General features: G+C 65.8%; 20 protein-coding genes. 9 read left to right on the top strand and 11 right to left on the bottom strand.

Going from position 1 to position 24326, the window contains the following annotated elements:
* Position 1: 1 nt before the first annotated feature.
* From CEY05_RS11265 to CEY05_RS11245, 5 genes are all read right to left on the bottom strand, one after another.
* On the bottom strand, positions 2-955 hold the full coding sequence (locus CEY05_RS11265; protein WP_088601119.1) for a GDP-L-fucose synthase: 954 nt from the start codon (positions 953-955) through the stop codon (positions 2-4).
* Between the two features lie 7 nt (positions 956-962).
* Positions 963-2075, bottom strand: coding sequence for a GDP-mannose 4,6-dehydratase (gene gmd, locus CEY05_RS11260; RefSeq protein ID WP_088601120.1), 1113 nt, complete (start codon positions 2073-2075; stop codon positions 963-965).
* A 165-nt stretch (positions 2076-2240) separates the two neighbouring features.
* Positions 2241-3680 (bottom strand): mannose-1-phosphate guanylyltransferase/mannose-6-phosphate isomerase, encoded by a 1440-nt coding sequence (locus tag CEY05_RS11255; protein WP_088601121.1) that lies wholly within the window; start codon positions 3678-3680, stop codon positions 2241-2243.
* On the bottom strand, positions 3677-4189 hold the full coding sequence (locus CEY05_RS11250; RefSeq protein ID WP_088601122.1) for a GDP-mannose mannosyl hydrolase: 513 nt from the start codon (positions 4187-4189) through the stop codon (positions 3677-3679). The genes CEY05_RS11255 and CEY05_RS11250 overlap by 4 nt, the downstream gene beginning before the upstream one ends.
* Positions 4179-5588, bottom strand: a complete 1410-nt coding sequence (locus CEY05_RS11245; protein ID WP_088601123.1) for an undecaprenyl-phosphate glucose phosphotransferase — start codon at positions 5586-5588, stop codon at positions 4179-4181. The genes CEY05_RS11250 and CEY05_RS11245 overlap by 11 nt, the downstream gene beginning before the upstream one ends.
* 316 nt (positions 5589-5904) lie before the next feature.
* Here CEY05_RS11245 and CEY05_RS11240 point away from each other — a divergent pair, with 316 nt between their 5' ends.
* The 4 genes from CEY05_RS11240 (at position 5905) to galE (ending at position 12000) form a co-directional block, all read left to right on the top strand.
* Positions 5905-7044 carry a polysaccharide biosynthesis/export family protein gene (locus CEY05_RS11240; protein WP_233161464.1) on the top strand — a complete coding sequence of 380 codons (1140 nt, stop codon included), beginning with the start codon at positions 5905-5907 and terminating at the stop codon, positions 7042-7044.
* 140 nt (positions 7045-7184) lie between these two features.
* Positions 7185-9377, top strand: a complete 2193-nt coding sequence (locus CEY05_RS11235; protein ID WP_233161463.1) for a polysaccharide biosynthesis tyrosine autokinase — start codon at positions 7185-7187, stop codon at positions 9375-9377.
* A gap of 27 nt (positions 9378-9404) precedes the next feature.
* Complete coding sequence (locus tag CEY05_RS11230) at positions 9405-10859, top strand: phosphomannomutase/phosphoglucomutase (protein WP_158219316.1); 1455 nt, start codon at positions 9405-9407, stop codon at positions 10857-10859.
* A 73-nt stretch (positions 10860-10932) separates the two neighbouring features.
* Complete coding sequence (gene galE, locus CEY05_RS11225) at positions 10933-12000, top strand: UDP-glucose 4-epimerase GalE (RefSeq protein ID WP_088601126.1); 1068 nt, start codon at positions 10933-10935, stop codon at positions 11998-12000.
* 86 nt (positions 12001-12086) lie between these two features.
* Here galE and CEY05_RS11220 read toward each other — a convergent pair whose 3' ends face one another.
* The 3 genes from CEY05_RS11220 to CEY05_RS11210 form a co-directional block, all read right to left on the bottom strand.
* Positions 12087-13406 (bottom strand): AI-2E family transporter, encoded by a 1320-nt coding sequence (locus CEY05_RS11220; RefSeq protein ID WP_088601127.1) that lies wholly within the window; start codon positions 13404-13406, stop codon positions 12087-12089.
* Positions 13407-13591: 185 nt separating this feature from the next.
* Positions 13592-15508: a TRAP transporter large permease subunit gene (locus CEY05_RS11215; protein WP_088601143.1), complete on the bottom strand. Its 1917-nt coding sequence runs from the start codon at positions 15506-15508 to the stop codon at positions 13592-13594.
* 8 nt (positions 15509-15516) lie between these two features.
* Positions 15517-16530: a TRAP transporter substrate-binding protein gene (locus CEY05_RS11210; protein WP_088607521.1), complete on the bottom strand. Its 1014-nt coding sequence runs from the start codon at positions 16528-16530 to the stop codon at positions 15517-15519.
* 240 nt (positions 16531-16770) lie between these two features.
* Between CEY05_RS11210 and CEY05_RS11205 the strand changes: the two genes are divergently transcribed.
* Genes CEY05_RS11205 through CEY05_RS11185 form a run of 5 tightly spaced genes read left to right on the top strand, consistent with a single transcriptional unit; the run spans position 16771 to position 21380 of the window.
* Positions 16771-17592 (top strand): IclR family transcriptional regulator, encoded by an 822-nt coding sequence (locus CEY05_RS11205; RefSeq protein ID WP_233161461.1) that lies wholly within the window; start codon positions 16771-16773, stop codon positions 17590-17592.
* A gap of 57 nt (positions 17593-17649) precedes the next feature.
* Complete coding sequence (locus CEY05_RS11200; RefSeq protein ID WP_088598526.1) at positions 17650-18822, top strand: acetyl-CoA acetyltransferase; 1173 nt, start codon at positions 17650-17652, stop codon at positions 18820-18822.
* Positions 18819-20420: an acyl-CoA synthetase gene (locus CEY05_RS11195; protein WP_088598525.1), complete on the top strand. Its 1602-nt coding sequence runs from the start codon at positions 18819-18821 to the stop codon at positions 20418-20420. Before CEY05_RS11200 ends, CEY05_RS11195 begins: the two co-directional genes overlap by 4 nt.
* Positions 20417-20995 (top strand): DUF296 domain-containing protein, encoded by a 579-nt coding sequence (locus tag CEY05_RS11190; RefSeq protein ID WP_088598524.1) that lies wholly within the window; start codon positions 20417-20419, stop codon positions 20993-20995. The genes CEY05_RS11195 and CEY05_RS11190 overlap by 4 nt, the downstream gene beginning before the upstream one ends.
* Complete coding sequence (locus CEY05_RS11185; protein WP_088598523.1) at positions 20982-21380, top strand: PCC domain-containing protein; 399 nt, start codon at positions 20982-20984, stop codon at positions 21378-21380. Before CEY05_RS11190 ends, CEY05_RS11185 begins: the two co-directional genes overlap by 14 nt.
* A 43-nt stretch (positions 21381-21423) precedes the next feature.
* On the opposite strand, the gene CEY05_RS11180 is transcribed toward CEY05_RS11185, so the two are convergent.
* The 3 genes from CEY05_RS11180 to CEY05_RS11170 all read right to left on the bottom strand — a co-directional run bounded on the left by CEY05_RS11180 (position 21424) and on the right by CEY05_RS11170 (position 24309).
* Entirely contained in the window at positions 21424-22335 is a 912-nt protein-coding gene (locus CEY05_RS11180) for an NAD-dependent protein deacetylase (RefSeq protein WP_088598522.1), read from the bottom strand.
* A 5-nt stretch (positions 22336-22340) separates the two neighbouring features.
* On the bottom strand, positions 22341-23291 hold the full coding sequence (epsC, locus tag CEY05_RS11175; protein ID WP_088598521.1) for a serine O-acetyltransferase EpsC: 951 nt from the start codon (positions 23289-23291) through the stop codon (positions 22341-22343).
* Positions 23292-23460: 169 nt separating this feature from the next.
* Positions 23461-24309 (bottom strand): inositol monophosphatase family protein, encoded by an 849-nt coding sequence (locus CEY05_RS11170; protein ID WP_088598520.1) that lies wholly within the window; start codon positions 24307-24309, stop codon positions 23461-23463.
* Positions 24310-24326: the final 17 nt, after the last annotated feature.

The raw sequence follows: 24326 nt of genomic DNA, 5'->3' as shown, positions 1-24326 counted from the left end.
GTCAGGCCAGCGGCAACGGCTGCTCGGCGACCTGCCGCAGATAGTGCCGATAGGTCATCTGGATCCCCTGCCGCAGACTGACATCGGCGCGCCAGCCCAAGGCCTGCATGCGGCTGACATCGAGCAGCTTGCGCGGCGTGCCGTCCGGCTTGCTGCTGTCGTAAGTCAGTTCGCCTTCGTAGCCCACCACCTGGGCGACCAGTGCCGCCAGTTCGGCAATGGTCAGGTCTTCACCCACGCCGACGTTGTAGAGACCCTCGGCGCCTTCGACCTGCATCAGCCTGAGGCAGGCGCGCGCAAGATCATCGACGTACAGGAATTCGCGGCGCGGCTGGCCGCTGCCCCACAGCGTGACGTAGGGCGCGCCGGCTTCGCGTGCCTCGTGGAACTTGCGGATCAGCGCCGGCAGCACGTGGCTGTTGCGCAGGTCGTAGTTGTCGTTCTCGCCATACAGATTGGTCGGCATGGCGCAGACGTACTGGGTGCCGTACTGGCGGTTGTAGGCTTCGCACAGCTTCAGCCCGGCGATCTTGGCGATCGCATAGGCCTCGTTGGTCGGCTCCAGCGGTCCCGTCAGCAAGGCATCCTCACGGATGGGTTGAGGCGCCAGCTTGGGGTAGATGCAGGACGATCCCAGGAACAACAGCCGCCTTACGCCGGCGGCATGGGCGGCGTGGATGATGTTGTCCTGGATCATCAGGTTGCGATAGAGGAAGTCGACCGGATAGGTGTCGTTGGCGAGAATGCCGCCGACCTTGGCCGCCGCCAGGTACACCACGTCCACCTTCTCCGTGCAGAAGAAGCGGTTGACCTGGTTCTGGTTCTCCAGGTCCAGTTCGTCGCGCTGGCGGGTAATGATGTGGCGGTACCCCTGCCGGCGCAGTTCGCGCACGATGGCCGACCCGACCATCCCGCGATGGCCGGCCACGTAAATCCGCTGTTCCAGATCGGCCATGACGCGCTCACTCCTTGTAGGCGTAGACTTCGTAGCCGTTTTCCTCGACCAGCGCGTCGCGCTGGGCCTCTTTCAGGTCGCTGGCGATCATCTCGCCCACCAGCTCCGCGAAGGAGGTGCGCGGCGTCCAGCCCAGCTGCTCGCGTGCCTTGGTCGGGTCGCCCAGCAGCGTCTCGACTTCGGTGGGGCGGAAGTAGCGCGGATCCACGCGGACGACGACCTGGCCGGGTTTGACCCGTTCGTAGGCGGGGCTCAGCAGGACCGTGGCGGTTTCCGTCAATCCTTCGCCTTCCCACTGCAGCAGGATGCCCAGCTCGCGCGCGGCGATATTGATGAAGTCGCGCACGCTGTACTGGTTGCCGGTGGCGATGACGAAATCCCTGGCCTGCTCCTGCTGCAGCATCATCCACTGCATTTCGACGTAGTCGCGGGCATGGCCCCAGTCGCGCAGCGCGGACAGGTTGCCCAGGTACAGGCACTTTTCCAGGCCCAGGGCGATGCGGGCCAGGGCGCGCGTGATCTTGCGCGTGACGAAGGTTTCGCCCCGGCGCGGCGACTCGTGGTTGAACAGGATGCCGTTGCACGCGTACATACCGTAGGCTTCACGGTAGTTGACGCAGATCCAGTAGGCGTACAGCTTGGCCACGGCATAGGGGCTGCGCGGGTAGAACGGCGTGGTCTCACGCTGCGGCACTTCCTGCACCATGCCGTACAGTTCCGACGTCGACGCCTGGTAGAAGCGGGTGCGGTCCTCCATCTTCAGGATGCGCATGGCTTCGAGCAGCCGCAGGGTGCCCAGGCCGTCCGCGTTGGCGGTGTACTCCGGTTCCTCGAAGGACACGCCGACGTGGCTTTGCGCGGCCAGGTTGTAGATCTCGTCCGGCTGCACGGCCTGCACGATACGGATCAGGCTGCACGCATCGGTCATGTCGCCGTGATGCAGGAAGAAGTTGCGCTGCTTCTCGTGCGGATCCTGGTACAGGTGATCGATGCGCGCCGTGTTGAACATCGAGGCCCGGCGCTTGATGCCGTGCACTTCATACCCTTTTTCCAGCAGGAACTCGGCCAAGTAAGCGCCGTCCTGTCCCGTGATGCCGGTGATCAATGCCCGTTTTGGCATGGTTGTATCCTTTAGGCTGAGTGTCTGGTGAAGACTACAGATGCGGTAATGGCCGGGGTATCGGCCGGAGGTCCTAAGACGCATGGGAGGCCTAATCCTTCTGGCCGTGCTGTTGCGGCTCCCATGCGGCTGACTCGTAGGGGATTGGCGTAACGGCGCGCGTGGTCAGACGCGGCCGTACATGTCTTCGAAGCGCACGATGTCGTCCTCGCCCAGGTAGGCGCCGGACTGCACCTCGATCAGTTCGAGCGGGATCTTGCCGGGATTTTCCAGGCAGTGGACCTCGCCCAAAGGGATGTAGGTCGATTGGTTCTCCGTCAAAAGGAAGTCCTTGTCGCCGTTGTGTATGCGGGCGGTGCCGGACACCACTACCCAGTGTTCGGCGCGATGGTGATGCATCTGCGAAGACAGGCGCGCGCCCGGCTTCACGGTGATGCGCTTGATCTGGTAACGCGGGCCCTGGCCGATGGAGTCGTAGGACCCCCAGGGGCGCCGTACTTCGCGGTGGTGGGCCATTTCCTCGCGCTGCTGGCCGCGGAAGGTCTCGACGATGCGCTTGACGTCCTGGGTGCGGCTCTTGTGCGCCACCAGCACGGCGTCGGCCGTCTCGATGACGACGATGTCGTCCAGGCCCAGGGTGGCCACCAGGCGGTGGGTCGAATGGACCAGGCAGTTGCGGGAGTCGTCGATCATCACGTCGCCGCTGCTGGAGTTGCCATCCGGGCACTTGGCGGCGATGTCCCATACCGCGTCCCAGGCGCCGACGTCGCTCCAGCCGGCGTCCAGCGGGACGGAGACGGCGCTGTCGGTGCGTTCCATCACGGCATAGTCGATGGAGTCCGCGCGGCAGGCGCCGAAAGCGCGCGGGTCGAGGGTGAAGACGGCATCGTCGCCGCTGCCCTTGGCCACCGCTTCGCGCACGCTGGCCATCATGTCCGGCGCCAGGCGTTCCAGCTCGTGCAGGAAGATCGAGGCGCGGAACGCGAACATGCCGCTGTTCCAGTAGTAGCCGCCTTCCCGCAGGAAGGCGGTGGCCCGTTCGGCGTCCGGCTTCTCGATAAAGGCTTCCACCGTCTGCCAGGGCCGCTCGCCGGCCTTGGTGCGCAGGTAGCCGTATCCGGTGAGAGGGGCGCTGGGGCGCACGCCGAACAGCGCCAGGGCGCCTTCGCTGGCGGCCTGGTGGGCCAGCGCGAAAGCTTCGGTCAGGGCCGGGCCTTCCTCGATGACGTGATCCGAGGGCATGACCAGCATGATGGGATCATCGCCGTCGCGGATCGCGCGCAGCGCCGCCGCGGCGATAGCCGGCGCGGTATTGCGCGGGCAAGGCTCCAGCAGCAGCTCGACGTCGTAGCCGCCGGCGCCCGTGGCATCGAGCTCCTGCATCTGCTCCGAAGCGATGAAGCGGTGCGCGGCGTTGCAGATCAACATGGGGCGTGTCGCGCCGGTGTGGCGCAGCGTGCGGGCCACCGTGTTCTGCAGCAGGCTGCGTTCGCCGGTGAGGCGGATGAACTGCTTCGGCAACAACTCGCGCGACAAGGGCCAAAGGCGTGAGCCGGAACCGCCGCACAGAATGACGGGGCGGAATTCGGGATAAGGGGAGGTCATCGCATCTGCTCCGAGAAGTAGGCCCTGGTATAGGGATGGACGGTGTCGTCCTGCGCCATGGCGCGGGGATGGGCCCAGCGGTAAACGCTGTGCTGTTCGGTGGGCAGCCGGCCCAGCCGGTCTTCGACCTGAAGATCGCTGAAAGGGGCCGGCAACTGGGCGATGTAGGCCAGCACCACGTAATGGGTGCTGCGGCCCGGTTCGCCCGCAAAGTTGTCGTCGTAGAAATGTTCATAGACGCCGTGCAGGCGCCATTCGTCGCGATGCAGGTGCAAGCCCAGTTCACCGTCGCACAGGCGCCGCAGGGCCACGTCCATGGACTCGCCCTTGCGGATGCGGCCCCCGGGTACGAACCAGCTGCCGCGCGCGGGCGGATTGCCGCGCAGGCCCAGCAGATAGCGTCCGCCGGCGTCGCGCAGCAGCAGGTCGATGGAGACCAGAGGCAGCAGTTCGACGCCGACGCGGAAGTCGGCCTGGCTCAGGCCTGTAACAGCGGAATCAATAGACATTTTTGCCAGTCCATCCTGAAACCGCGGTGCGCGCGATGATCTGCAGGTCCATCAGGAAAGACCAGTTCTGGATGTAGTACAGATCGAATTCCACGCGGTCGCGCATCTTGCGCACGGTTTCGGTCTGGCCGCGCAGGCCGTTGATCTGGGCCCAGCCGGTAATCCCGGGCTTGACGCGATGGCGCATCATGTAGCGCGCCACCAGGTCCTTGTATTGTTCGTTGTGCTCCAGTGCGTGCGGCCGTGGCCCGACCACCGACATTTCGCCGCGCAACACATTGATGAACTGTGGCAGTTCGTCCAGGCTGGTCTTGCGCAGGAAGGCACCGATGCGCGTGACACGGCGATCGTCGCGCGTGGCCTGGGTCACCACGCCATTCTGTTCGGCGTGCACGGTCATGCTGCGGAATTTGTAGACGCGGAAGACTTCGCCGTCCACGCCCAGGCGCGGCTGGGTGAAGAACACCGGGCCGCGCGAGTCCAGCTTGATCCACGCGGCGATGAACAGCAGCAGGGGCGAAAGACCCAGCAGCACGAGCGCACTGAAGGCGCGGTCGAAGATGGCCTTGCTCATGCCGCGAATCCCAGCCGCGGGCAGACTGTTCAACTCGATCGCGGGCACGCCCAGGAACTCTTCCACGCGGCTGCCCAGGAGCCGCACGGATAAGACATCGGGAATCCAGCGGATGTCGATCAGGTCATGGCGCAGGAAGAACATCACTTCACGTACCGCTCTACCCGCTTCCATGGGCATCGCCAGCCAGACTTCGCGAATTTCGTGCTGGCGCACGAATGCGGAGATGGCGCTCAGGTTGTCGAGGCGGCGCACGCCGGGCGGCAGCTGTTCCTTGCCGTCGGTGTAGATGCCCATGACTTCGTAGCCGGCGGTACGCGTGGCGGCCACGCGTGCCCACATGTCGTGGCCCAGCGTGCCGAAGCCGATCAACAGCACACGCTTGTGATTCAGGCCGCGATCGCGGGCCTTGCTCAATACGGCATACACGATAAGTCTGAGACCGGTCACACTCACCGCGCCGGCGACGAACCACACCGCGGCCCACAAGCGCGAGACGTACGCGACTTGATGCGTGAGAAAGCCCACCAGCAGGCCCATGGCGAACACACCTGTCCACGCCGCCAGGCTGCGTATGACCAGGTCATAGAGCGGGCGGCCCCGCCATGACCCATACAGACGGAATGCGGGAAAGACGACCAGCGTGGCCAACGTGCCGAAGTACACGAGCAGGCTGTGAATGGCGGAGACGTCCAGGCCTGTGCGCGCGGCCTGCCATTCGATCGCGGCAAGGCCCGTCACGGCTACAAGCGCGGCATCCGCAGCGCGAAACAGGGTGCTCGTGCCGGGCAATTTGCCCGACACGTCGAACGTTGACGCATCCATAGAACGCTCCTAGGCGTGTGGCTGGCTCGCAGCGCATTGCGGCGCTGCGTCATGCTGTAGACCCCGCAAAAATCATAGGTTGGGGGAGCCGGCGTCGAAACGTCCAAAGGGCGTAAGTGAAGTATTAGGCCATCAGCCTAATGTGCGCTGAGGGCGAATTCGCGTGGAATGTCGCAACCCGTTACTCGACGGTAGTACGGCGACACAACTGCCGCGGCACCCGTGCAGCGACGCCCGTACAGCGACACCCGTACCGCGACACACCACCGCGACAGGCCTCACGCGGAACACTAGCCCTCATTTCAGTGGAACGTCCATGAACCCAATCTTTCGAACGTTCGTCCGCGCCGCCGCCATGGCCGCGCTCATATCTTCCCTGGCTGCGTGCGCGTTCGCGCCGGGCATGCGATACAAGTCGGATTTCCAGGTCGATCCCAACGATCCGAACAGCGTCGTCACGGTCAAGGAGATCACGCCGACGCTGGCGCGCGAGCAGAGCGACATCGCCAACAGCCCGCTTCCTGAAAACGTTCGAAATCTTGTTGGCAAGGCGACCCCCTATGTGATCGGACCCGGGGACATTCTTTCTATCGTGGTCTGGGATCATCCTGAACTAGTCCTTCCGACTCAGACCTACAGCATTGGGACGGGGCCGACTGAACTTACCTTTGGGGACACGGGTGCCGGCATTCCGGGCTACCCGGTGTCTTCGGATGGCTACGTTCAGTTCCCCTACGTAGGCCTTGTGAAGGTAGCCGGGTTGACTGAGGCGCAGGTGCGTAACTCTCTCATCCGAGGTTCACGTAACTTTATTCAGGATCCTCAAATCACGGTGCGCGTGCTAGGTTATCGCAGCAAACGCGTATACGTGGAAGGCGAAGTGAAGACGCCCGGACCGATGCCCATCACCGATGTTCCCATGACCCTGCCGGAAGCGATCAATCGTTCCGGCGGCGTGTTGGCAACAGCCGATCGCAGCCGTGTGTATGTGACGCGCGGCGGCCAGACGGTGCGCGTGGACATGAACAAGTTGACCGCCGCCAATCTCGATCCGACATCGATCCTGCTGCAGCCGGGCGACATCGTGCGTATCGGAGCGCGGGGCGACAACAAGATTTACCTGATGGGCGAAGTGACGTTGCCGCAAGGCGTGTTGATGCATGACGGCGAGATGTCGCTGGCGGAGGCACTGGGCGAAGTGGGCGGCCCCAGCCAAACGACCAGCGATCCGTCGCAGATCTTCGTGGTGCGTTCCTTGCCGAACGCAACGCCGGAGATTTACCACCTGGATGCCAGTTCACCGCAGGCGTTGGGGGTGGCAGGCAAGTTCCCGTTGCAGGCGAAAGACATCGTCTTCGTCGACGCCGGCAACCTGGTGCGTTGGAACCGCTTCATTTCCTTGTTGTTCCCCAGCGCGCAGACCGTGCAGACCGTCACCGCGGTCCAGCACAACTAAGGCGAACGCGTAACGGGTAGTACCGGGCCGGCCCGCGCCGGCCCCCCTTCATGTGTTAGTCCCTTACCTCTTAGCGAGTCGACACCATGCAGCCCCCTCTTCAGCTAGAGTACGCATCCGCCCGACAGCCAGAAACGCCCATGACGTCCTACATGGACGTGTTGATGGCAAACCGCGGCATCATCATCCTGATCACCGTGCTGGCCACCCTGTTGGGCGTTGCATACTTCATGCTCGCCACGCCGGTGTACCAGTCCGATATAGCGGTACAGGTCGAGGAAGAAGCACCGACCGCTACCAAGAGCATGTTGGGAGACGTGTCCTCCATCTTCGACATCAAGCAGGCGACGTCGGGCGAAATGGAGATTCTCCGGTCGCGCCTTGTCGTTGGGCATGCCGTCGACTACTACCAGCTTTACTTGAAGGCCGAGCCCAGGTATTTCCCACTGGTGGGCCGCTGGCTGGCCGAGAACCACGACAGCTTCGCGCTGCCGTCGTCCATCACCAACGCCATACCTGGCGGCTATGCATGGGGCGGTGAACGCATCCGCATCAACCGCATCGACGTGCCGAACGACCTGATCGGCAAGAAGCTGGAAGTGGTTTCCCTTGGGGCTGGCGCTTACGAGCTGGTCGAACCGGTCAACGGCCGCCGCTTCGAGGGCCGCGTGGGCCAGCTGGAACGCTTCCAGGTCCCCGGCGGAACCATAGACGTGCAGATCGATGCGCTGGAGGGCGCGCCGGAAACCCGTTTCACGGTGGTCCGCAATTCGCGTCTGGAAGCCACCGAAGCCGTGCAGGCGCGGCTTGGCATCTTCGAGCGTGGCCGTCAGTCGGGTGTGATCGGCGTCACCCTGCAGGGCAGCGATCCGGTGCAGACGGCGGCGGTCCTCAATGAGATCGGCCAGGAGTACGTGCGCCAGAACGTCAACCGCAAGTCGGCGCAGGCGGAGAAGTCGCTGGCCTTCCTGGACCAGCAACTGCCGGCGCTGAAGAAGGAACTGGATGCGTCCGAGACCCGCTACAACGCCTTGCGTAACGCCCGCGGCACCATCGACCTGGGCGAAGAAGCGAAGCTGGTGCTGGGCCAATCAGTGGCGACGCAGAACAAGATCCTGGAATTGAAGACCAAGCGCCAGGAGTTGAGCACGCGCTTCTCGGCGTCGCATCCCAGCATCGAAGCCATCGACCGCCAGATCGCCGCGCTGACCACCGACGCCAACCAGCTCAATACCCGGATCAAGGGCTTGCCTGACCTGGAGCAGGACGTGGTGCGCCTGGTGCGTGACGTCAAGGTCAATACCGACCTGTACACCGCGCTGTTGAACAACGCGCAGCAACTGCGCCTGATCCGCGCCGGCAAGGTCGGCACGGTGCGCGTGGTGGACACTGCCCTGCCGGCGGAGAAGCCCTTGCGTCCCAAGGCGCCCATCGTGGTGGGTGCGGCGGCGGCCATCGGCCTGGTGCTGGGCCTGATCGTGGCGTTCCTGCGCAACGCGCTGTTCGGCGGCTTGAGCGATCCGGACGAGATCGAACGCTACACCGGCCTGCCGGTGCTGGCCACCATCCCCTACAGCGAGTTGCAGAGCCGTCTGTGGCGGCGCAGCAAGCGCAAGAATTCGCGCCTGCCCGCGCTGCTGGCCCAGAGTAACGGCAGTACGCCGCCCATTGAAAGCCTGCGCAGTTTCCGTACGGTGCTGCAGGTGGCGATGCGCGACACGTCCAACAATGTGGTGGTGTTCACCGGGCCGATCGCCGGCGTGGGCAAGTCGTTCCTGTCGGCCAACTTCGCCTTCATCCAGGCGGCTGTGGGCAAGCGCATCCTGCTGATCGACGCCGACTTCCGCCGCGGCCATCTGAACCGTTATTTCGCCACGCCTTCGGACAATGGCTTGTTCGAAGTGCTGGCCGGCACGGTGCCGCTGGAGGCGGTGACCAAGCGGAACATCATGAACGGTGTGGATTTCATCTCCACCGGCAAGGTGACCTTCGATCCCTCCGAACTGCTGGCGTCCGAAGCCTTCGGCGACTGCCTGCGTGCCTTGGCGGCGGACTACGACATCGTCATCGTCGATACGGCGCCCGTGCTGTCGTCGTCGGATGCGGCGGTGGTGGGTGCGCATGCCGCGGCGGTCATGCTGGTGGTGCGCGCCGGCATGAACACGGTGGGCGAGATCCGCGAGACCGCCAAGCGCCTGGTGGCGGCCGGCGCACCGGTGGCGGGGGTGGTGCTCAACGGACTGAAGCTGGAGTCCGAGGGGCTGGGCTCGCGCTCGAAGTATGGACGCTACCGCTATGCGCGCGCGGCCTACTACGGCGACAAGCAACCCTGAGCCCGCGACGGGGGATCTATGCAATCGATGTGGAATGCCGAAAGTGCCGGCTTGGTGGCCGGTGGCAAGTTGGCGCTGGCACGTGTGCCGGAGCTGCCGCCGGCGCCGTGCGAGCCGGACGCGATCCGCGGGCGGGTGCCGCAGGACATCGATGCCGTGTATGCGCACGGCCTGGGGGCGGCCCTGGGCGCCCGGGCCCGGCGCCGCGGCGTACGCGCCATCGTGGTGGGCAAGGACGCACGGCTCGCCAGCGTCGAACTGGCGGCGGCCCTGCAGGCCGGTATACGCGCCAGCGGCACGCATGTCATCGACATCGGCATGGCCGCGACACCTCTGGTGTATTTCGCTACCCGCCTGACCGAAACCGGCGCTGGCGTGGTGGTTACCGGCGGCCATGACGAGGACAACCGCAACGGCTTCAAGATCATGATGGCCGGCGAGCCGCTGGTTGGCGACGACCTGCGCGACTTGCAGGAAGAGGTGAAGGCAGGGCGCCAGGGCGATCCGCGTGCCCGGGTGATCGAGGTACCGGGCGCGCGCATGCATATCGCCGCTTCGCCATGCTATGTGGCGCGGGTGGCCAGCGATGTGCGCCTGGCGCGTACCGTGAAGGTGGCGCTCGACTGCAATTACGATGCGGCGGCCACCTTGGCGCCGTCCCTGCTGGAAGCCCTGGGCTGCGAAGTGACCGAGCTGTCGAGCGACAGCGCCGAGGCCTATACACGGCCCCGCATGGCGCCGTCCGATCCGCGCCGGCTGGCCAATCTGGCGGCCAACCTGCGCTATTCGGACAACGAGCTGGGCTTGCTGGTGGACGGCGACGGCGACCGCCTGGCGGTGGTGACGCGGTCAGGCGCGGTGATCTCCGCGGATCGCCTGCTGATCCTGTTCGCGCGCGACGTACTGGCGCGCAATCCCGGCGCGCCGGTGGTCTACGACGTCGAAGGTTCGCGCAACCTTGCGCGGGAGGTGCGCAACCTGGGCGGCCGGCCGGTGATGGGGCGGGGCGGCGCGGCCCACATCGCCGGCAGGATGCGCGAATGCGGGGCGGTGCTGGCCGGCGAGACCCATGGCCAGTTCCGCTTTCGCGATCGCTGGCATGGCCATGACGATGCGATGTATGCGGCGGCGCGCCTGTTGGAAATCGTCGCCTTGCACGAGTCGCCGTCGAACCTGCTGGACGGCTTGCCGCTGGCTTGCGTCACGCCGGCGCTGAAGCTGGACCTGGTGGGCATCGACGCGGCGGCCTTGATCGGTGCGCTGTTGACCACCGGACGTTTCATGAACGCGCGGGAAATCATCGACCTGGATGGCGTGCGGGTCGAGTACGACGATGGGTTCGGCCTGGTGCGCCCGGTGTGCGACAGCAAGGCGGTGCTGTTGCGTTTCGAGGGGGACAGCGGCACGGCGCTGTCGCGTATCCAGGAAGATTTCCGGCGCCAGCTGCTGAGTGTGGCGCCGGACCTGCGGCTGCCGTTCTAGGCCGGTGCTGGTGGACTTTGCGGGACTTTGCGCCGCGCGGCCATGATGGCCGCGCGGCGCGGTGGGAGCGTTGATGTCGTCATATCTCTTGGTAACGGGCGGCGCCGGCTACATCGGCAGCCATACCTTGGTGGAACTGATCGCGGCCGGCTACCAGCCGGTGGTGCTGGACAATCTGAGCAATGGCAGCCGCGATGCGGTAAGGCGGGTGGAGAAAATCACTGGGACCACGATACCCCTTATCCAGGGGGATATCCGCACGCCTGGACTGGTGGAAACGGTGATGGCCATCCACCGGCGCGATGGGCGGCCGATCGAATGCGTGCTGCACCTGGCGGGCGTCAAGGCGGTGGGGGAGTCGGTCAGCGACCCCTTGAAGTACTTCGACAACAACGTGTCTGGGACGGTGGCCTTGCTGATGGCCATGCGGGCGCACGACGTGAAGCGGCTGGTATTCAGTTCGTCCGCCACCGTTTACGGGGTGCCGTGCTTCCTGCCATTCACGGAAGCGCATCCGCTGGCGCCGACCAATCCCTATGGGCGGACCAAGCTGTTCGTCGAACAGATGCTGCAGGACGTGTGCGCGGCTGACAGCGCTTTCAGCGCGGTGACGTTGCGGTACTTCAATCCGATCGGCGCGCATCCGAGCGGGATGATAGGAGAAAATCCGCGCGATACCCCGAACAATCTCTTTCCGTACATCACGCAGGTGGCGGTGGGGAAACAGCCTTTTCTCAAGGTGTTCGGCGCGGACTATCCGACCGAGGACGGCACCGGGGTGCGCGATTATCTGCACGTCATGGACCTGGCGGTGGGCCACGTGCGGGCGGTCGACTATGCGAGCGCGCATCCGGGGTTTGTCGCGATCAACCTGGGTACCGGCAAGGGCACCAGCGTGATGGAGCTGGTGCAGACGTTCGAACGCGTCAGCGGGCAGGCGATACCGTTGCGCATCGAGCCGCGCCGCGCTGGCGACGTCGACAAGGTCTGGGCCGACGCCAGCCTGGCGCAGGATCTGTTGCGCTGGCGCACGACGCTGGGGGTGGAGAATATGTGCCAGGATGGGTGGCGGTGGCAGCAACGCAATCCGGGGGGCTATGGGGTTGCGGTGGCCGAGGCCGGGTCCCTGGCTCGATCCTAGGCGCCGCCGCGGGCTTTGCGCCGGGCCGGGTTTCATGCCACGTTCAAGGCCGCGTTTCCAGCGATTTTCCGCCCGCCTTTCAGGCTTCACTCACCCAGAAATTCGGCCACGCCGTGCAGGCCTTCCACGTGATCCGCCACGACCTTGACGATGACGGCTATGGGCACGGACAGCAGCGTGCCCCAGACGCCCCAGACCCAGGTGAACAGCAGCAGCATCACGAACACGGCGACCGGGTTCATGCGGGCAATGCGCCCGGTCATCCAGGTCTGCACCACCATGCCGATCAGCGATGCGATCACCAGTGACACCCCGGCCACTGCCAGGGCCTGGCCCAGTTCGCCGAACTGCACCACGGCGGCGATGAATGTGAAAACCGCCACCAGCAGCGGCCCGAAGTAGGGCACGATGTGCAGGGCGCCGGCCACCACTGCCCAGGTGCCGGCATTGTCCAGGCCCAGCAGCCGGAACGCCAGCCAACTGCACAAGGAAAGCAGGATATTGGTGACCACCATCATCGCCATATACATGCGGATGGACCGGTTGATCTCATCGATCATGTGGACATTGATTTTCTTTTCGGAAATCGTGTGTCCGCACACCCTGATGAATTTGCGCTTGAAGATGTCTCCCGAGCACAGCAGGAAGAAAACCAGGAAGAGCACCATCACGCCCTGTCCCAATCCTGATGCGGCGCCCATGGAGCCTGCCAGCAGCATGTTCTGCAGTCGCTCCGATGGCCGCTCCTGGGGTGGGCCTCCCTGATTGCCGGGCCGTCCCGTCGATCCGCCTTTGTCCAGAGCCGCGCCAGCCGCGCGCAGCTTGTCCACGAAAGAGCCCTTGCCGGCCGAGAACCCCTGCAGCGTGCGCGACACCTTCTGTACGGTTTGCGGCAGGCTGTCGACGATAGCGCCCACCTGGGTCTGCAAGGAAAGCGTTCCGAACACCAGCGCCGTGACCAAGGCCGCCATTACCAAGGTGGCGCTGATCGCCCGCGGCACGCGCGCGCGCCGCACCAAGGTGTGGACCAAAGGCTCCAGCGCATAGGCGAGCAGGATCGACAGCACCAACGGAATCAGGAATTCCCGCGCTTCCCGCATGGCGAAAAACACTGCCAATACGGCAATCACGATCACTGCCGCATAGCGCCGGTCGGCTATCCGGCGCGCAGCCGGGAACTGCGTGGGCGCATGGGAGGCGGCATCCGTGTCCGCCGCGGCCTGGTTGGCGGATGCGCCAGATGCAGCGCCAGGGGCGCCAGCGGGCGCGTCGGAGGGCGCGGTAGTGGCGGGCGCTTCCGTCGTGGCAGGATCAACGGGCAGGCTGCCGCCTCCGGCCGTCAACGCCGTTGCCGCGATGGCGGGCAGGCGGCCGGCCGGCGTACGGGATGGGCGGCGCGCGCTCATGCGCGCCTCCGCGACGGCGGGGAACGGCGCGGCGACGCCAGGCGAAGGCGAAGGCCAGGAAAAGTCAACGGCATGTGCGTATCTCAAAGCACGGCCAGATTGCCGCGCCGCGTCACCGCAATCCGCGTGCCTGAAGAGCGGGGCAAGCCTGCGTTCCGATCGACGCGGTCGTTCTTCTCCTCGCGCTAGTGCAGGAAACCCGTGGACAGCCAGGGGATGGCCGCTACGACCAATAGTCCGACGGCGATGGACGCCAGGTAACCCATGATCGGCCCGACGCCTTTGTCCGGCTGCACCCGGCCGATCGCGCAGGCCGCGTAGTAGCCAACACCGAACGGCGGGGCGAACAGGCCTATGCCCATGGCCAGGATCACCACCATGGCGTAATGGACCTCATGGATGCCCACCTCGCGCGCGATCGGGAACAGCAAGGGCCCGAACAGCACGATGGCCGGGATGCCTTCCAGCACGCTGCCCAATACCACGAACACGACGATGGATACGGCCATGAAGGTGATCGCGCCGCCGGGCACCGATGCCATCAGGTGCGCCAGCTGGGTGGAAAAGCCAGACTGCGTCAGGGCCCAGGCCATGGCGGTCGCGGCGCCGATGATCAGCAGGATGGAACCCGACAGGCAGGCGGTGTCGACCAGCATGGGGCCCAGCCGCTTCCAGTCGAAGCGCCGGTAGACCAGCAGGCCGATCAGGACGGAATAGACAATGCCGATGGTGGACACCTCGGTGGCGGTGGCCACGCCTTCCACCACGGCGGCGCGGATCACCACGGGCAGGGCCAGGGCGGGCGAGGCAATCGCCAGGGCGCGCAGGATTTCGCCGCGCGAGGCGCGCCGCACGCCAGCCAGCCGCTCGCCCCGGTAGCGCCAGCGCACCACCACGCACAGCATCAGCGCCAGCACCAGCCCCGGCAGCAAGCCGCCGGTGAACAAGGCCGTGATGGACACACCGGTCACCGACCCGATGGTGATCAGCACCAGGCTGGGCGGGATGGTCTCGGTCTGCGCGCCCGTGGCCGACAGCAGCGCCACCAGATCGCCATCGTTCGCGCCGCGCTTGCGCATCTCGGGGAACAGGACCGGCGCCACCGCCGCCATGTCGGCCGCCTTGGCGCCGGAAATGCCGGACACCAGGTACATGGCGCCGATCAGGACGTAGGACAGGCCGCCGCGCACGTGCCCCACCAGGCTGGCGAGAAAAGCCACCATGCGCTGTGCCATGCCGGTCATCTCGATCAGCAGGCCCAGGAAGATGAACAGGGGCACGGCCAGCAGGATCAGGTGCGACATGCCTTCGTCCATGCGTCCCACCACCACCATCATGGGCGTGGACGTGGTCAGGGCCAGATAGCCATAGGTCGCCAGTCCGAATGAAAAGGCGATAGGCACGCCGGTGAACACGCATACGGCCACGATGCCGACGAAGAAGATCAGCAGGTTGGCGTTGCCCAGGGTGGCGAGCATGGGTTGCGCCGCCACCAGGATCCCCACCATGGCGGCCACCAGTCCCACGGCCTTGAGCGTGGTCAGCCAGCCGGCCCGTTCGAGCAGGCGTAACAGCGCCAGGGCGATCATGAGCAACGTGCCCACGGGCAGGGCAGCGGCGCGCCAGATGTTGGGGATCTCCAGCGCGGGCGTGGTGACGTACTGTTCCTCCAGGGCGTATTCCCAGCCCGGCGCCAGGATGAACAGCAGGAAGGCCAGGGCCGCCGACACGGCAAGCATGTCCAGGAACGCGCGGCGCGCCGGCGAGGCGCGATTGACGAACGCGGTCATGCGCATGTGCTCCCCCCGCCGGAACGCGACGACGGCCCCCAGCATGGCCAGCCACAGGAACAGGATGGAAGCCAGTTCATCGGACCACACCAGCGGCCTGTGGAATACATAGCGCGCCACGATGCCGGCGAACAGAATGGCGATCTCCGCCAGTACCAGAATGGCGGCGGGAATCTCCGCGAGCCGGCCGATGGCCGCTTCAGCCTGCGCCGCCCACGACAGCCTTGGCGCCGCGGCCTCCGTGGACGCGGATGACGATGGCGCCTGGGCGCGCGCAGGGGGCGCTGCGTTCGACGGCGCGTTTGGAGTCATGTTTGCCGTCATGACAGTTTCCCGACGGATTGTTCCAGCAGGCCCCAGGCCTTGTCACCGTACTTGCCTTGCCAGTCCTTGTAGAAACCCGCGTTGCGCAGGGCGTCGCGGATCGGACCTGGTTCGGGCTGGTTGAACGTCAGGCCTTGCTGCGCCAGCTGCGTTTGCAGGTCGTTGTTCAATGCCAGCACGTCGGCGCGCACGCCCATGGCGGCCGCGTTGATGTGCTTGGCCACCACCGCCTGCATGTCCTTGGGCAGCTTTTCCCAGGCGCGGCGGTTCGACAGGAACCAGAAGCCGTCCCACATATGGTTGGTCAAGGAGCAGTATTTCTGCACCTCATACAGCTTGGCGGTCTGGATGATGGCCAGCGGATTTTCCTGCCCGTCCACCACCTTGGTCTGCAGCGCCGAGTAGGTTTCGTTGAAGTTGATGCTGGCCGGCGCGGCGCCCAGGGCCTTGAACATGGAGGTCCACAGCGGACTCACCGGCACGCGGATCTTCAAGTCCTTGAAATCGCCGGGGCCGTTGATGGGCCGGTTGCTGGTGGTGACCTGGCGGAAGCCGCTATCCCAGATCTTGTCCATCACCACCAGGCCCTTGCCTTCGATTTCCTTGCGGATGTAGGCGCCCAGCTGGCCGTCCATGGCCTGCCACACCGCATCGTAATTTGGAAAGGCGAAGCCGATCCCGCTGATGGAGGACGCCGGTACCAGCGTGGAAAGAATCAGGCCGGACAGGGTGAAGAATTCGACCGCGCCCGAACGCAACTGGCTCAGCGTATCGGTATCCGAACCCAGCTGGCTGCTGGGGAAGATGGCCAGTTCGAAACGGCCGTCTGTTTCCTTTGCGATGGCCTTGGCCGCTTCGTTGGCCCGCACGTTCATGGGATGCGTGGGCGGCAGGTTGTTGGCGTACTTGTAGCGATACTCGGGGGCCGCCAGGGCCTGGCGCACAGGCGCCACGCTGATAAGGGCCACGCCGCCGGCCGCGCCGACGAACTTGCGACGATTCACGTTCATGCTGTCTCCTGGTTATGTCCGGCTGGCCGCCGCGCTGTGCGGCAGGCCGCCGGGATGATGCCGGTTTGCATGTGCCGGCAATTATGCAGGTCCATAATATGAACCCGTTAACAGACGTGATGGATTATTAAATCACATTGATTTATAGACTTAAAGCGGTAAAATTCCTTCACCGAAGATTTTATTAAAATCCAGTTGGTTCACATAATGGACCTGCGGAAAAACAAGATGGGAGACAGCGTGACGAATAGTCCCACCCGGGTCGACGGCGCCCAGGCGATCGCTCGTGCCATGCGGGTCTTGCGGGCCGTGGCGCGCACGGCGCCGGACGGGGCCGGGCTGCTGGCGCTGACGCAGGACACCGGTTTGAACAAACCTACCGTGCATCGTCTGCTTTCGGCTCTGGTCGCCGAGGGCATGCTGGAACAGGATGCGGGCACGCGCCGCTACTTTCTCGGGCCGGAGTGCCACGTCATGGGCAATATCGCGGCGCGCCGCCATGGCCTGAGCCGCTTGGCCGCCGATACCGTGGCCGGCCTGGCGCACGATTGCGGTGACTCCGCTTTCTTTTCGATTCGTCGCCATGTGTTCGCCGTTTGCGTCTTGCGCGAAGACGGCGACTACCCGCTCAAGACGCACGCCTTGCTACCTGGCGACCGCCATCCGCTGGGCGTGGGCGCCGGCAGCCTGGCCATGCTGGCAGCATTGCCCGATGATGAGGTCGAGCAATGCCTGCAAGCCAATGCCGCCCTGATCGCGCAGCGCTATCCCCACTATTCGCCGGCTTTGCTATGGTCGCAGGTCAAGGAAGCGCGCGCGCAAGGCTATGCGGTCAACCGGGGCTTGATCGTGCCGGGATCCTGGGGCATAGGTGTGCCAGTGCGCGCCCCCGCTGGCGGCGTGGCCGGTGCGCTCAGCATCGCGGCCATCGAGAGCCGGCTGGACGAGGAGCGGCAATTCCAGTTGGCCAAGCATTTGGCCAAGGAGGCCAAGAAGCTTGAAGCCCTGGCCCAAGGGGCCGTGGTGCCGCGCAAGGATGCGCCGACGCGCAAGAGCGCGTAGAGGCAGCAGGACCAGTAGAACGATTAAAACCAGTAGAACCATGAGAGGAGATAAGCCATGCCTGACCGTGCCGTCATCGTGGGGTGGTCCCACATTCCGTTCGGCAAACTGGACGACCCCGATACCGAAAGCCTGATGGCCCGCGTGTCCCTGCAAGCGTTGGCGCATGCGGGGATCACTAGCGATGGTGTCGACGGCATCTATGTCGGCGTCATGAATAGCGGTTTCCAGAAGCAGGATTTCCAGGGCGCGCTGGTGGCCCTGGCGGATCCCGCATTGGCTTATGTGCCGGCCAACCGTCTGGAAAACGCCTGCGCCACCGGGTCGGCGGCGATCTACGCCGCCATGGATTTCATCGAAGCAGGCCGTGGCCGGGTCGCGCTGGTGGTGGGCGCCGAGAAGATGACGGCGCGGCCGGGACGGGAGATCGGCGATATCCTGCTCAATGCCAGCTACCGCCGCGAGGAAGCCGAAATCGAGGGCGGCTTCGCCGGCGTGTTCGGCCGCATCGCCCAGACGTATTTCGATCGCTATGGCGACCGATCGGAAGAGCTGGCGCGCATCGCCGCCAAGAACCATCGCAACGGTGTCGCCAATCCCTATGCGCAGATCCGCAAGGATCTGGGCGTGGACTTCTGCAATACCGTTTCCGAGAAAAATCCTTACGTGGCGGCGCCGCTGCGCCGCACCGATTGTTCTTTGGTATCCGACGGGGCGGCCGCCCTGGTATTGGCCTCCAGCGACATCGCGTCCGGCCTGGAACGCGCCGTGGGATTCAGGGCGCGCCGGCAGGTCAACGACATCCTGCCGCTGAGCCGTCGCGATCCCATCGCGTTCGAAGGCGCGGCGCGGGCCTGGCGTGGCGCGCTGGCGGATGCGAGCCTGACGCTCGACGATCTGGATCTGGTGGAAACCCACGATTGCTTCACCATTGCCGAACTCATCGAATACGAGGCCATGGGACTGACCTCGCCGGGCCAAGGTCACCGGGCCGTGCGCGAAGGCTGGACTGAAAAAGGCGGGAAGCTGCCGGTGAATCCCTCTGGCGGACTCAAGGCCAAGGGCCATCCTGTCGGCGCCACCGGTGTATCCATGCACGTCATGGCCTGCATGCAATTGATGGGAGCGGCCGGCGACATGCAGATTGCGGATGCGCGCCTGGCCGGCATCTTCAATATGGGAGGGGCAGCCGTCGCCAATTACGTCAGCATCCTGGAGCGACTGCGATGAGCGGCGCGGGGATGAATGTCACGCCGGTCTCGCGCCGCGTCATGAACCTGGCGTATTGGTTGACCCAGGCCGCGCGCCGGTTTCCCGATCATCCCGCCCTGATCCTGGATCGGGAGGTCGTCACGTGGCGCCAGCTCGATGCGCGCGTCGATGCGCTGGCCGGGCGGTTGGCGCGACACGGCATCGGCAAGGGCGACCGCGTACTGGTGCACTCGAAGAACTGCACGGCCTTTGTCGAGACCATGTTCGCGGCCTTCCGCCTGGGCGCGGTATGGGTGCCGACGAATTTCCGCATCACGCCCGACGAGGCTGCCTACCTGGGGCAGGCATCGGGCGCGCGCGCCGTGATCTGCCATGCGGAGTTTCCGGACCATGCGGCGGCCATGGCCGCCGCGCTGCCGGGCCTGGCCGTGCTGCTGCGTATCGGCGCGGACGATTCCGGGCTGGGGGAGATCCCCTGCGCCGACGATGACGCCGCTGCGGTCCTCGATGCCAACGCCGACGTGGAATACGACGATCCCTGCTGGTTCTTCTTCACGTCCGGCACCACCGGGCGCCCCAAGGCCGCGGTGCTGACCCACGGCCAGATGGGCTTCGTCGTCACCAATCATCTGTGCGACCTCATGCCGGGCACCACGGAGAAGGACGTCAGCATGGCCGTGGCGCCGCTGTCGCATGGCGCCGGTATCCATCTGCTGACGCAGGTGGCGCGCGCCGCGGCTACCGTCTTGCCGCCGGATGGACGCTTCGACGCCGACAAGCTCTGGCGTCTGGTCAGCGAGCATCGCGTCAGCAATCTATTCACCGTGCCCACCATCGTCAAGATGCTGGTGGAGCATCCCAGCGTGGACTTGCACGATCATGGCTCGCTGCGCTACGTGATCTACGCCGGCGCGCCGATGTATCGCGAAGACCAGAAACGTGCCCTGGGAAAATTGGGACCGGTGCTGGTCCAGTATTTCGGGCTGGGTGAAGTGACGGGCAATATCACCGTGCTGCCGCCCAGCCTGCATCGGCTCGAAGACGATGCCGCCGCCCGCATCGGTACTTGCGGCTATGCCCGCACGGGCATGCAGGTGTCCATCCAGGACGAGGACGGCCGCCCGCTCGCGCCCGGTGTCCAGGGAGAGATCTGCGTGTGCGGTCCCGCGGTCTTCGCGGGCTATTACAACAATCCCGAGGCCAATGCCAAGGCGTTTCGCAATGGCTGGTTCCGCACGGGCGATCTCGGGCATATGGACGCCGAGGGGTTTGTCTACATCACGGGGCGCGCATCCGACATGTACATTTCCGGCGGCTCCAACGTCTACCCTCGCGAGATCGAGGAGAAGGTGCTGGCGCATCCCGCCGTGGCGGAAGTCGCGGTGGTGGGCGTGCCCGACCCCACATGGGGCGAGGTGGGCATCATGGTATGCGTGCCGCGTCCCGGGCAGTCCATCGACGAGCCCGCCATGATGGCCTGGCTGCAGAACTGCCTGGCGCGCTACAAGCTGCCGCGCCGTGTCCTGTTCTGGGACGCCCTGCCGCGTTCCGGGTACGGCAAGATCACCAAGAAGCTGGTGCGCGACGCCCTGCAGGAACGGGGATACCTGCCATGACGTCCGCCGCGATCTCCCTTGCCAGCGTCATTCCTCCCCCTGTACGTATGCTGCGCCACCCGGGGCCGATGCCGGCTTCGCGCTGGACCAGCGTGGAGAACCCCAGCGCGCCGGCGCTGCGCCTGGTGCTGCCGGCGGGCCGTACCCTGTACGACGCGTTGGTGCAGCCGCTGCGCGCGCGGGGCGTGGCGGCATGCGCCATCAATCTGCTGGACGGGCACCTCACCCGCGGCGCCTATTGCCTGGCGCGACCCTTGCCCGATATCGAGCAGGTCATCGCGTACACCTCGCCCATCGTACTGGGCAAGGATCTGCGCATGATCGGCGCCGGCGCGACGCTGGGCGAGGACGAGCGGGGTACGCCGCTCCTGCATTGCCATGGTTTGCTGGTCGATGCGGAGGGCCGCCTGATCGGTGGCCACCTGCTGACCGAACAATGCGTGATCGGTTCGGGCGGCTGTGTCGCCTACGTTCACGGCCTGAGTGCCACGCGGCTTACCCGCCGCTACGACCCTCACATCCAACTCGCGGTGTTCCAACCGGAACCGAAGGGAGACATCCATGCCGACCATTGAGCATGGCCATACCGGGCGCATCGTCTACGCGCGCCTGCGGCCGAATGAAGACCTGGTGCAAAGTATCGAGAAGCTGTGCCTGGCGCATGGGTTCGCGCGCGCAATGGTGCGCGGCAGCCTGGGCAGCCTGACGCAAGCCAGCCTGGAAGGCGCGGGTGCCGCCTTGCAGGAACTGCCCGGCCCCGCGGTGGAGGTAATGACCTTGTACGGGGAAGTGGCGCTGGACGACGCGGGGGCGGCCGTGGCACGCTTGAGCGGCACCGTCGTCGATCCCGCCGGTGCCGTGCATGCCGGCCGCTTCGTATCGGGCCGCAACCCCGTCTGCATGACTTTCGAAGCCGTGCTGGAAGAATGGGTAAGCGAAGGGCCTGCCGTGGTTTGCTGACCGGGCCTACGGCCGCGAGATACTTGCCCGTGGCCTTCCAGGCTCAGGCTGGCGGGTTCGCCTGGATGGCTCGATCGGGCAGCATCGCCACCAGTTCGGACAAGGCCTCGGCGCAGGACTGTTCGACCTTCAGCGTGAGCATGGCGTCGGCGCGCGTCTTGCCCAGATTCAGCGCGGCGATGGGCAGGCCGGCGCGCGACGCGGCCGCGACGAAGCGATAGCCGGAATAGACCATCAGCGACGAGCCCACCACCAGCACCGCGCCGCACTGCGCCAGCGCGGCATTGGCCCGGTCCACGCGATCGCGTGGCACGGTCTCGCCGAAGAACACGACGTCGGGTTTCAACAGGCCACCGCACACCGGACAGGGCGGCACCTGGAAGCGGGAAAAGTCCTCGCCTTCCAGATCCGCGTCGCCATCGGGTGCATCCGCCGCATGCAGATGCAGCCAACCGGGATTGGCATCTTCCAGCCACTGCTGCATCTCCTGCCGCGGCAACAGATGCCCGCATTGCGTGCAGATCACCCGGTCCATGCGGCCGTGCAGATCCACCACGTCGCGCGTGCCGGCGGCTTCATGCAAACCATCGACGTTCTGCGTGACCAGCAGTTCGAAGCCTCCCTGCTGCTCCAGCGTGGCCAACGCCCGATGCGCCGCGTTGGGCGCCACGCTGCCGAACATGCGCCAACCTATCATGCCGCGCGCCCAGTAGCGCGCCCGCGCTACGGCGTCGTCCATGAAGGTGCGGTACTGGATGGGCGGCCGCCGCTTCCACGCGCCTTCATCGTCGCGGTAATCGGGAATGCCCGATCCGGTGCTGCAGCCCGCGCCCGTGAGCACGAACAGGCGCGGATGGGCCAGCACGAAGTCGCGCAGGGCGGCTACGCCGCCGCGAACCGGGGCGCCCGGCACCGTGCCGGCCCGCACTGCGTCGTCCGCCGCATCATCCGCCATCGTGCTCAACCGCCGCAGCCGGCGTCGGGCGCGGCGTTCAGCGCGCCGGCCTGGGTGACGTTGCTGCCCGGCGGCACGTCGCGCGTGATCCAGACATTGCCGCCGATGACCGAACCGCGGCCGATGGTGGTGCGGCCCAGGATGGTGGCGCCGGCATACACGACGACGTCGTCTTCCAGTATCGGGTGGCGCGGCAGGCCCTTCTTCAGCTCGCCGTTTTCACCCGGCGGGAAGCGCTTGGCCCCCAGCGTCACCATCTGGTACAGACGCACGCGATCGCCAATGATGGCGGTCTCGCCGATCACCACGCCAGTGCCGTGGTCGATGAAGAAGCTGCGGCCGATGGTGGCGCCCGGGTGGATGTCGATGCCGGTGTCGGCGTGGGCGATCTCGGCGACGATGCGCGCCAGCAGCGGTACGCCCAGGTCATGCAGCACGTGGGCCAGGCGGTGATGGATCATGGCGATCACGCCGGGGTAGCACAACAGCACTTCGTCGACGCTGCGCGCGGCCGGATCGCCCTGGTAAGCGGCGATGACGTCGGCGTCCAGCATGCGGCGCACGGCGGGCAGTCCGGCACCGAAGGCGCGCACGATGTCGCTGGCGCGCTGTTCGATGTCGTCCGGATCCGGATGGCTATGACGCTCCATGTAATTCAGTTCGAGCCGCACCTGGTGCATCAAGGCGTCCAGCGCCGCGCCTATGGTGTGGCCGACGTAGAAGTCCTCGGTTTCCTCGCGCAGGTCGATCGGCCCCAGGCGCATGGGAAACAAGGCGCCACAGAGATCCTTGATGATCTGGCGCAGGCTTTCCTGCGAAGGGAACTCGCGGCCGCCGCTATGATCGCGGCGCAGGCGGCCCAGCGGCTCGCGCCACTCGGTGCGCACGGTGCGCAGTTCGGCGACGATGTCGCCCAGGTTCCAGGTGATGGCCTTGGGATTCATGGGGGCATTCATGGCAGTCGCTTGAAACTCGAAATCGATATTCCCGTTGTTGTAACCCGTTCCCGCAGGCTTTGCAGGCAATGACCGTGCGGCGCGCAGGGTGACAGGCGGGCAGGGCAGGGAGCAGCGGCCGGGACCGTGGTGCCGGCCATCCGCCAGGAGCCTGGGGCCATGACGGCGGTTACACCGCGGGCGCCGCCTCTTCCAGCAGCGCCTGGCGCGCCACCTTCCAGCTGCCGGCATCGGGCGCGTACAGCAGCCCGCCCGAACGGTGGGTGGGCTTGTAGGGCGAACCGTCGAAATGGGCGCAATAGCCGCCCGCCTCGTGGTGCAGCAGCCAGCCCGCCACGTGGTCCCAGGGCATCAGCTGCCCGTACAGCAGGATGTGCGCATGGCCGCCGGCGATCAGGCGGTACTCGTGCGCCGAGCAATGCAGGGTGTTGGCCACGGCCAGGCGCGCCATGTTGCGGTGAACGATGCCGCGCAAGGGTTCTTCCAGGTGCTGGGTGGCGATCAGTCCGACCATTTCCTCGACCGGCACCGGTGCCGCCACCTTCAGCGGCGTCTGCAGGCCGTGGGCGTTCTCCAGCCAGGCGCCTTCGCCGCGCACGGCCATGGCCCAATCGCGGCCCATGGGATCGTAGATGACGCCGGCCACGATTTCGCCGCGGCTGACCACGCCCACCATGACGCCGAACAGCGGCAGGCCCGCGACATAGTTACGGGTGCCGTCGATCGGATCGATGACGAACGCCAGTTCAGCATCGATCCAGACATTGAGCAGCGTGGGATTGCGCGAACAGGCTTCTTCGCCGACGATCACCGCGCCGGGATACAGGCGGCTCAGGCGTTCGCCGATGAAGCGCTCGGCGGCTTCGTCGGCGTCGGTGACGAGGTCTTGCGGCGAACTCTTGACGCGTACCGCATCGGCCGTCAGGTTGCGGAAGCGCGGCAGCACTTCAGCGTCCGCCGCTTCGGCCAGGATAGTGGCCACGCGTCGGATTTCGTCACGGGTGAACGTTCGAATCATGGGGGTCTCGGCTTGGG

The sequence above is a fragment of the Achromobacter sp. HZ34 genome, from assembly GCF_002209485.1.
Taxonomy (GTDB): Bacteria; Pseudomonadota; Gammaproteobacteria; order Burkholderiales; family Burkholderiaceae_B; genus Bordetella_C.
The sequence above is the reverse complement of the archived record's forward strand: the minus strand, read 5'-3'. Positions and strand labels throughout refer to the sequence as shown.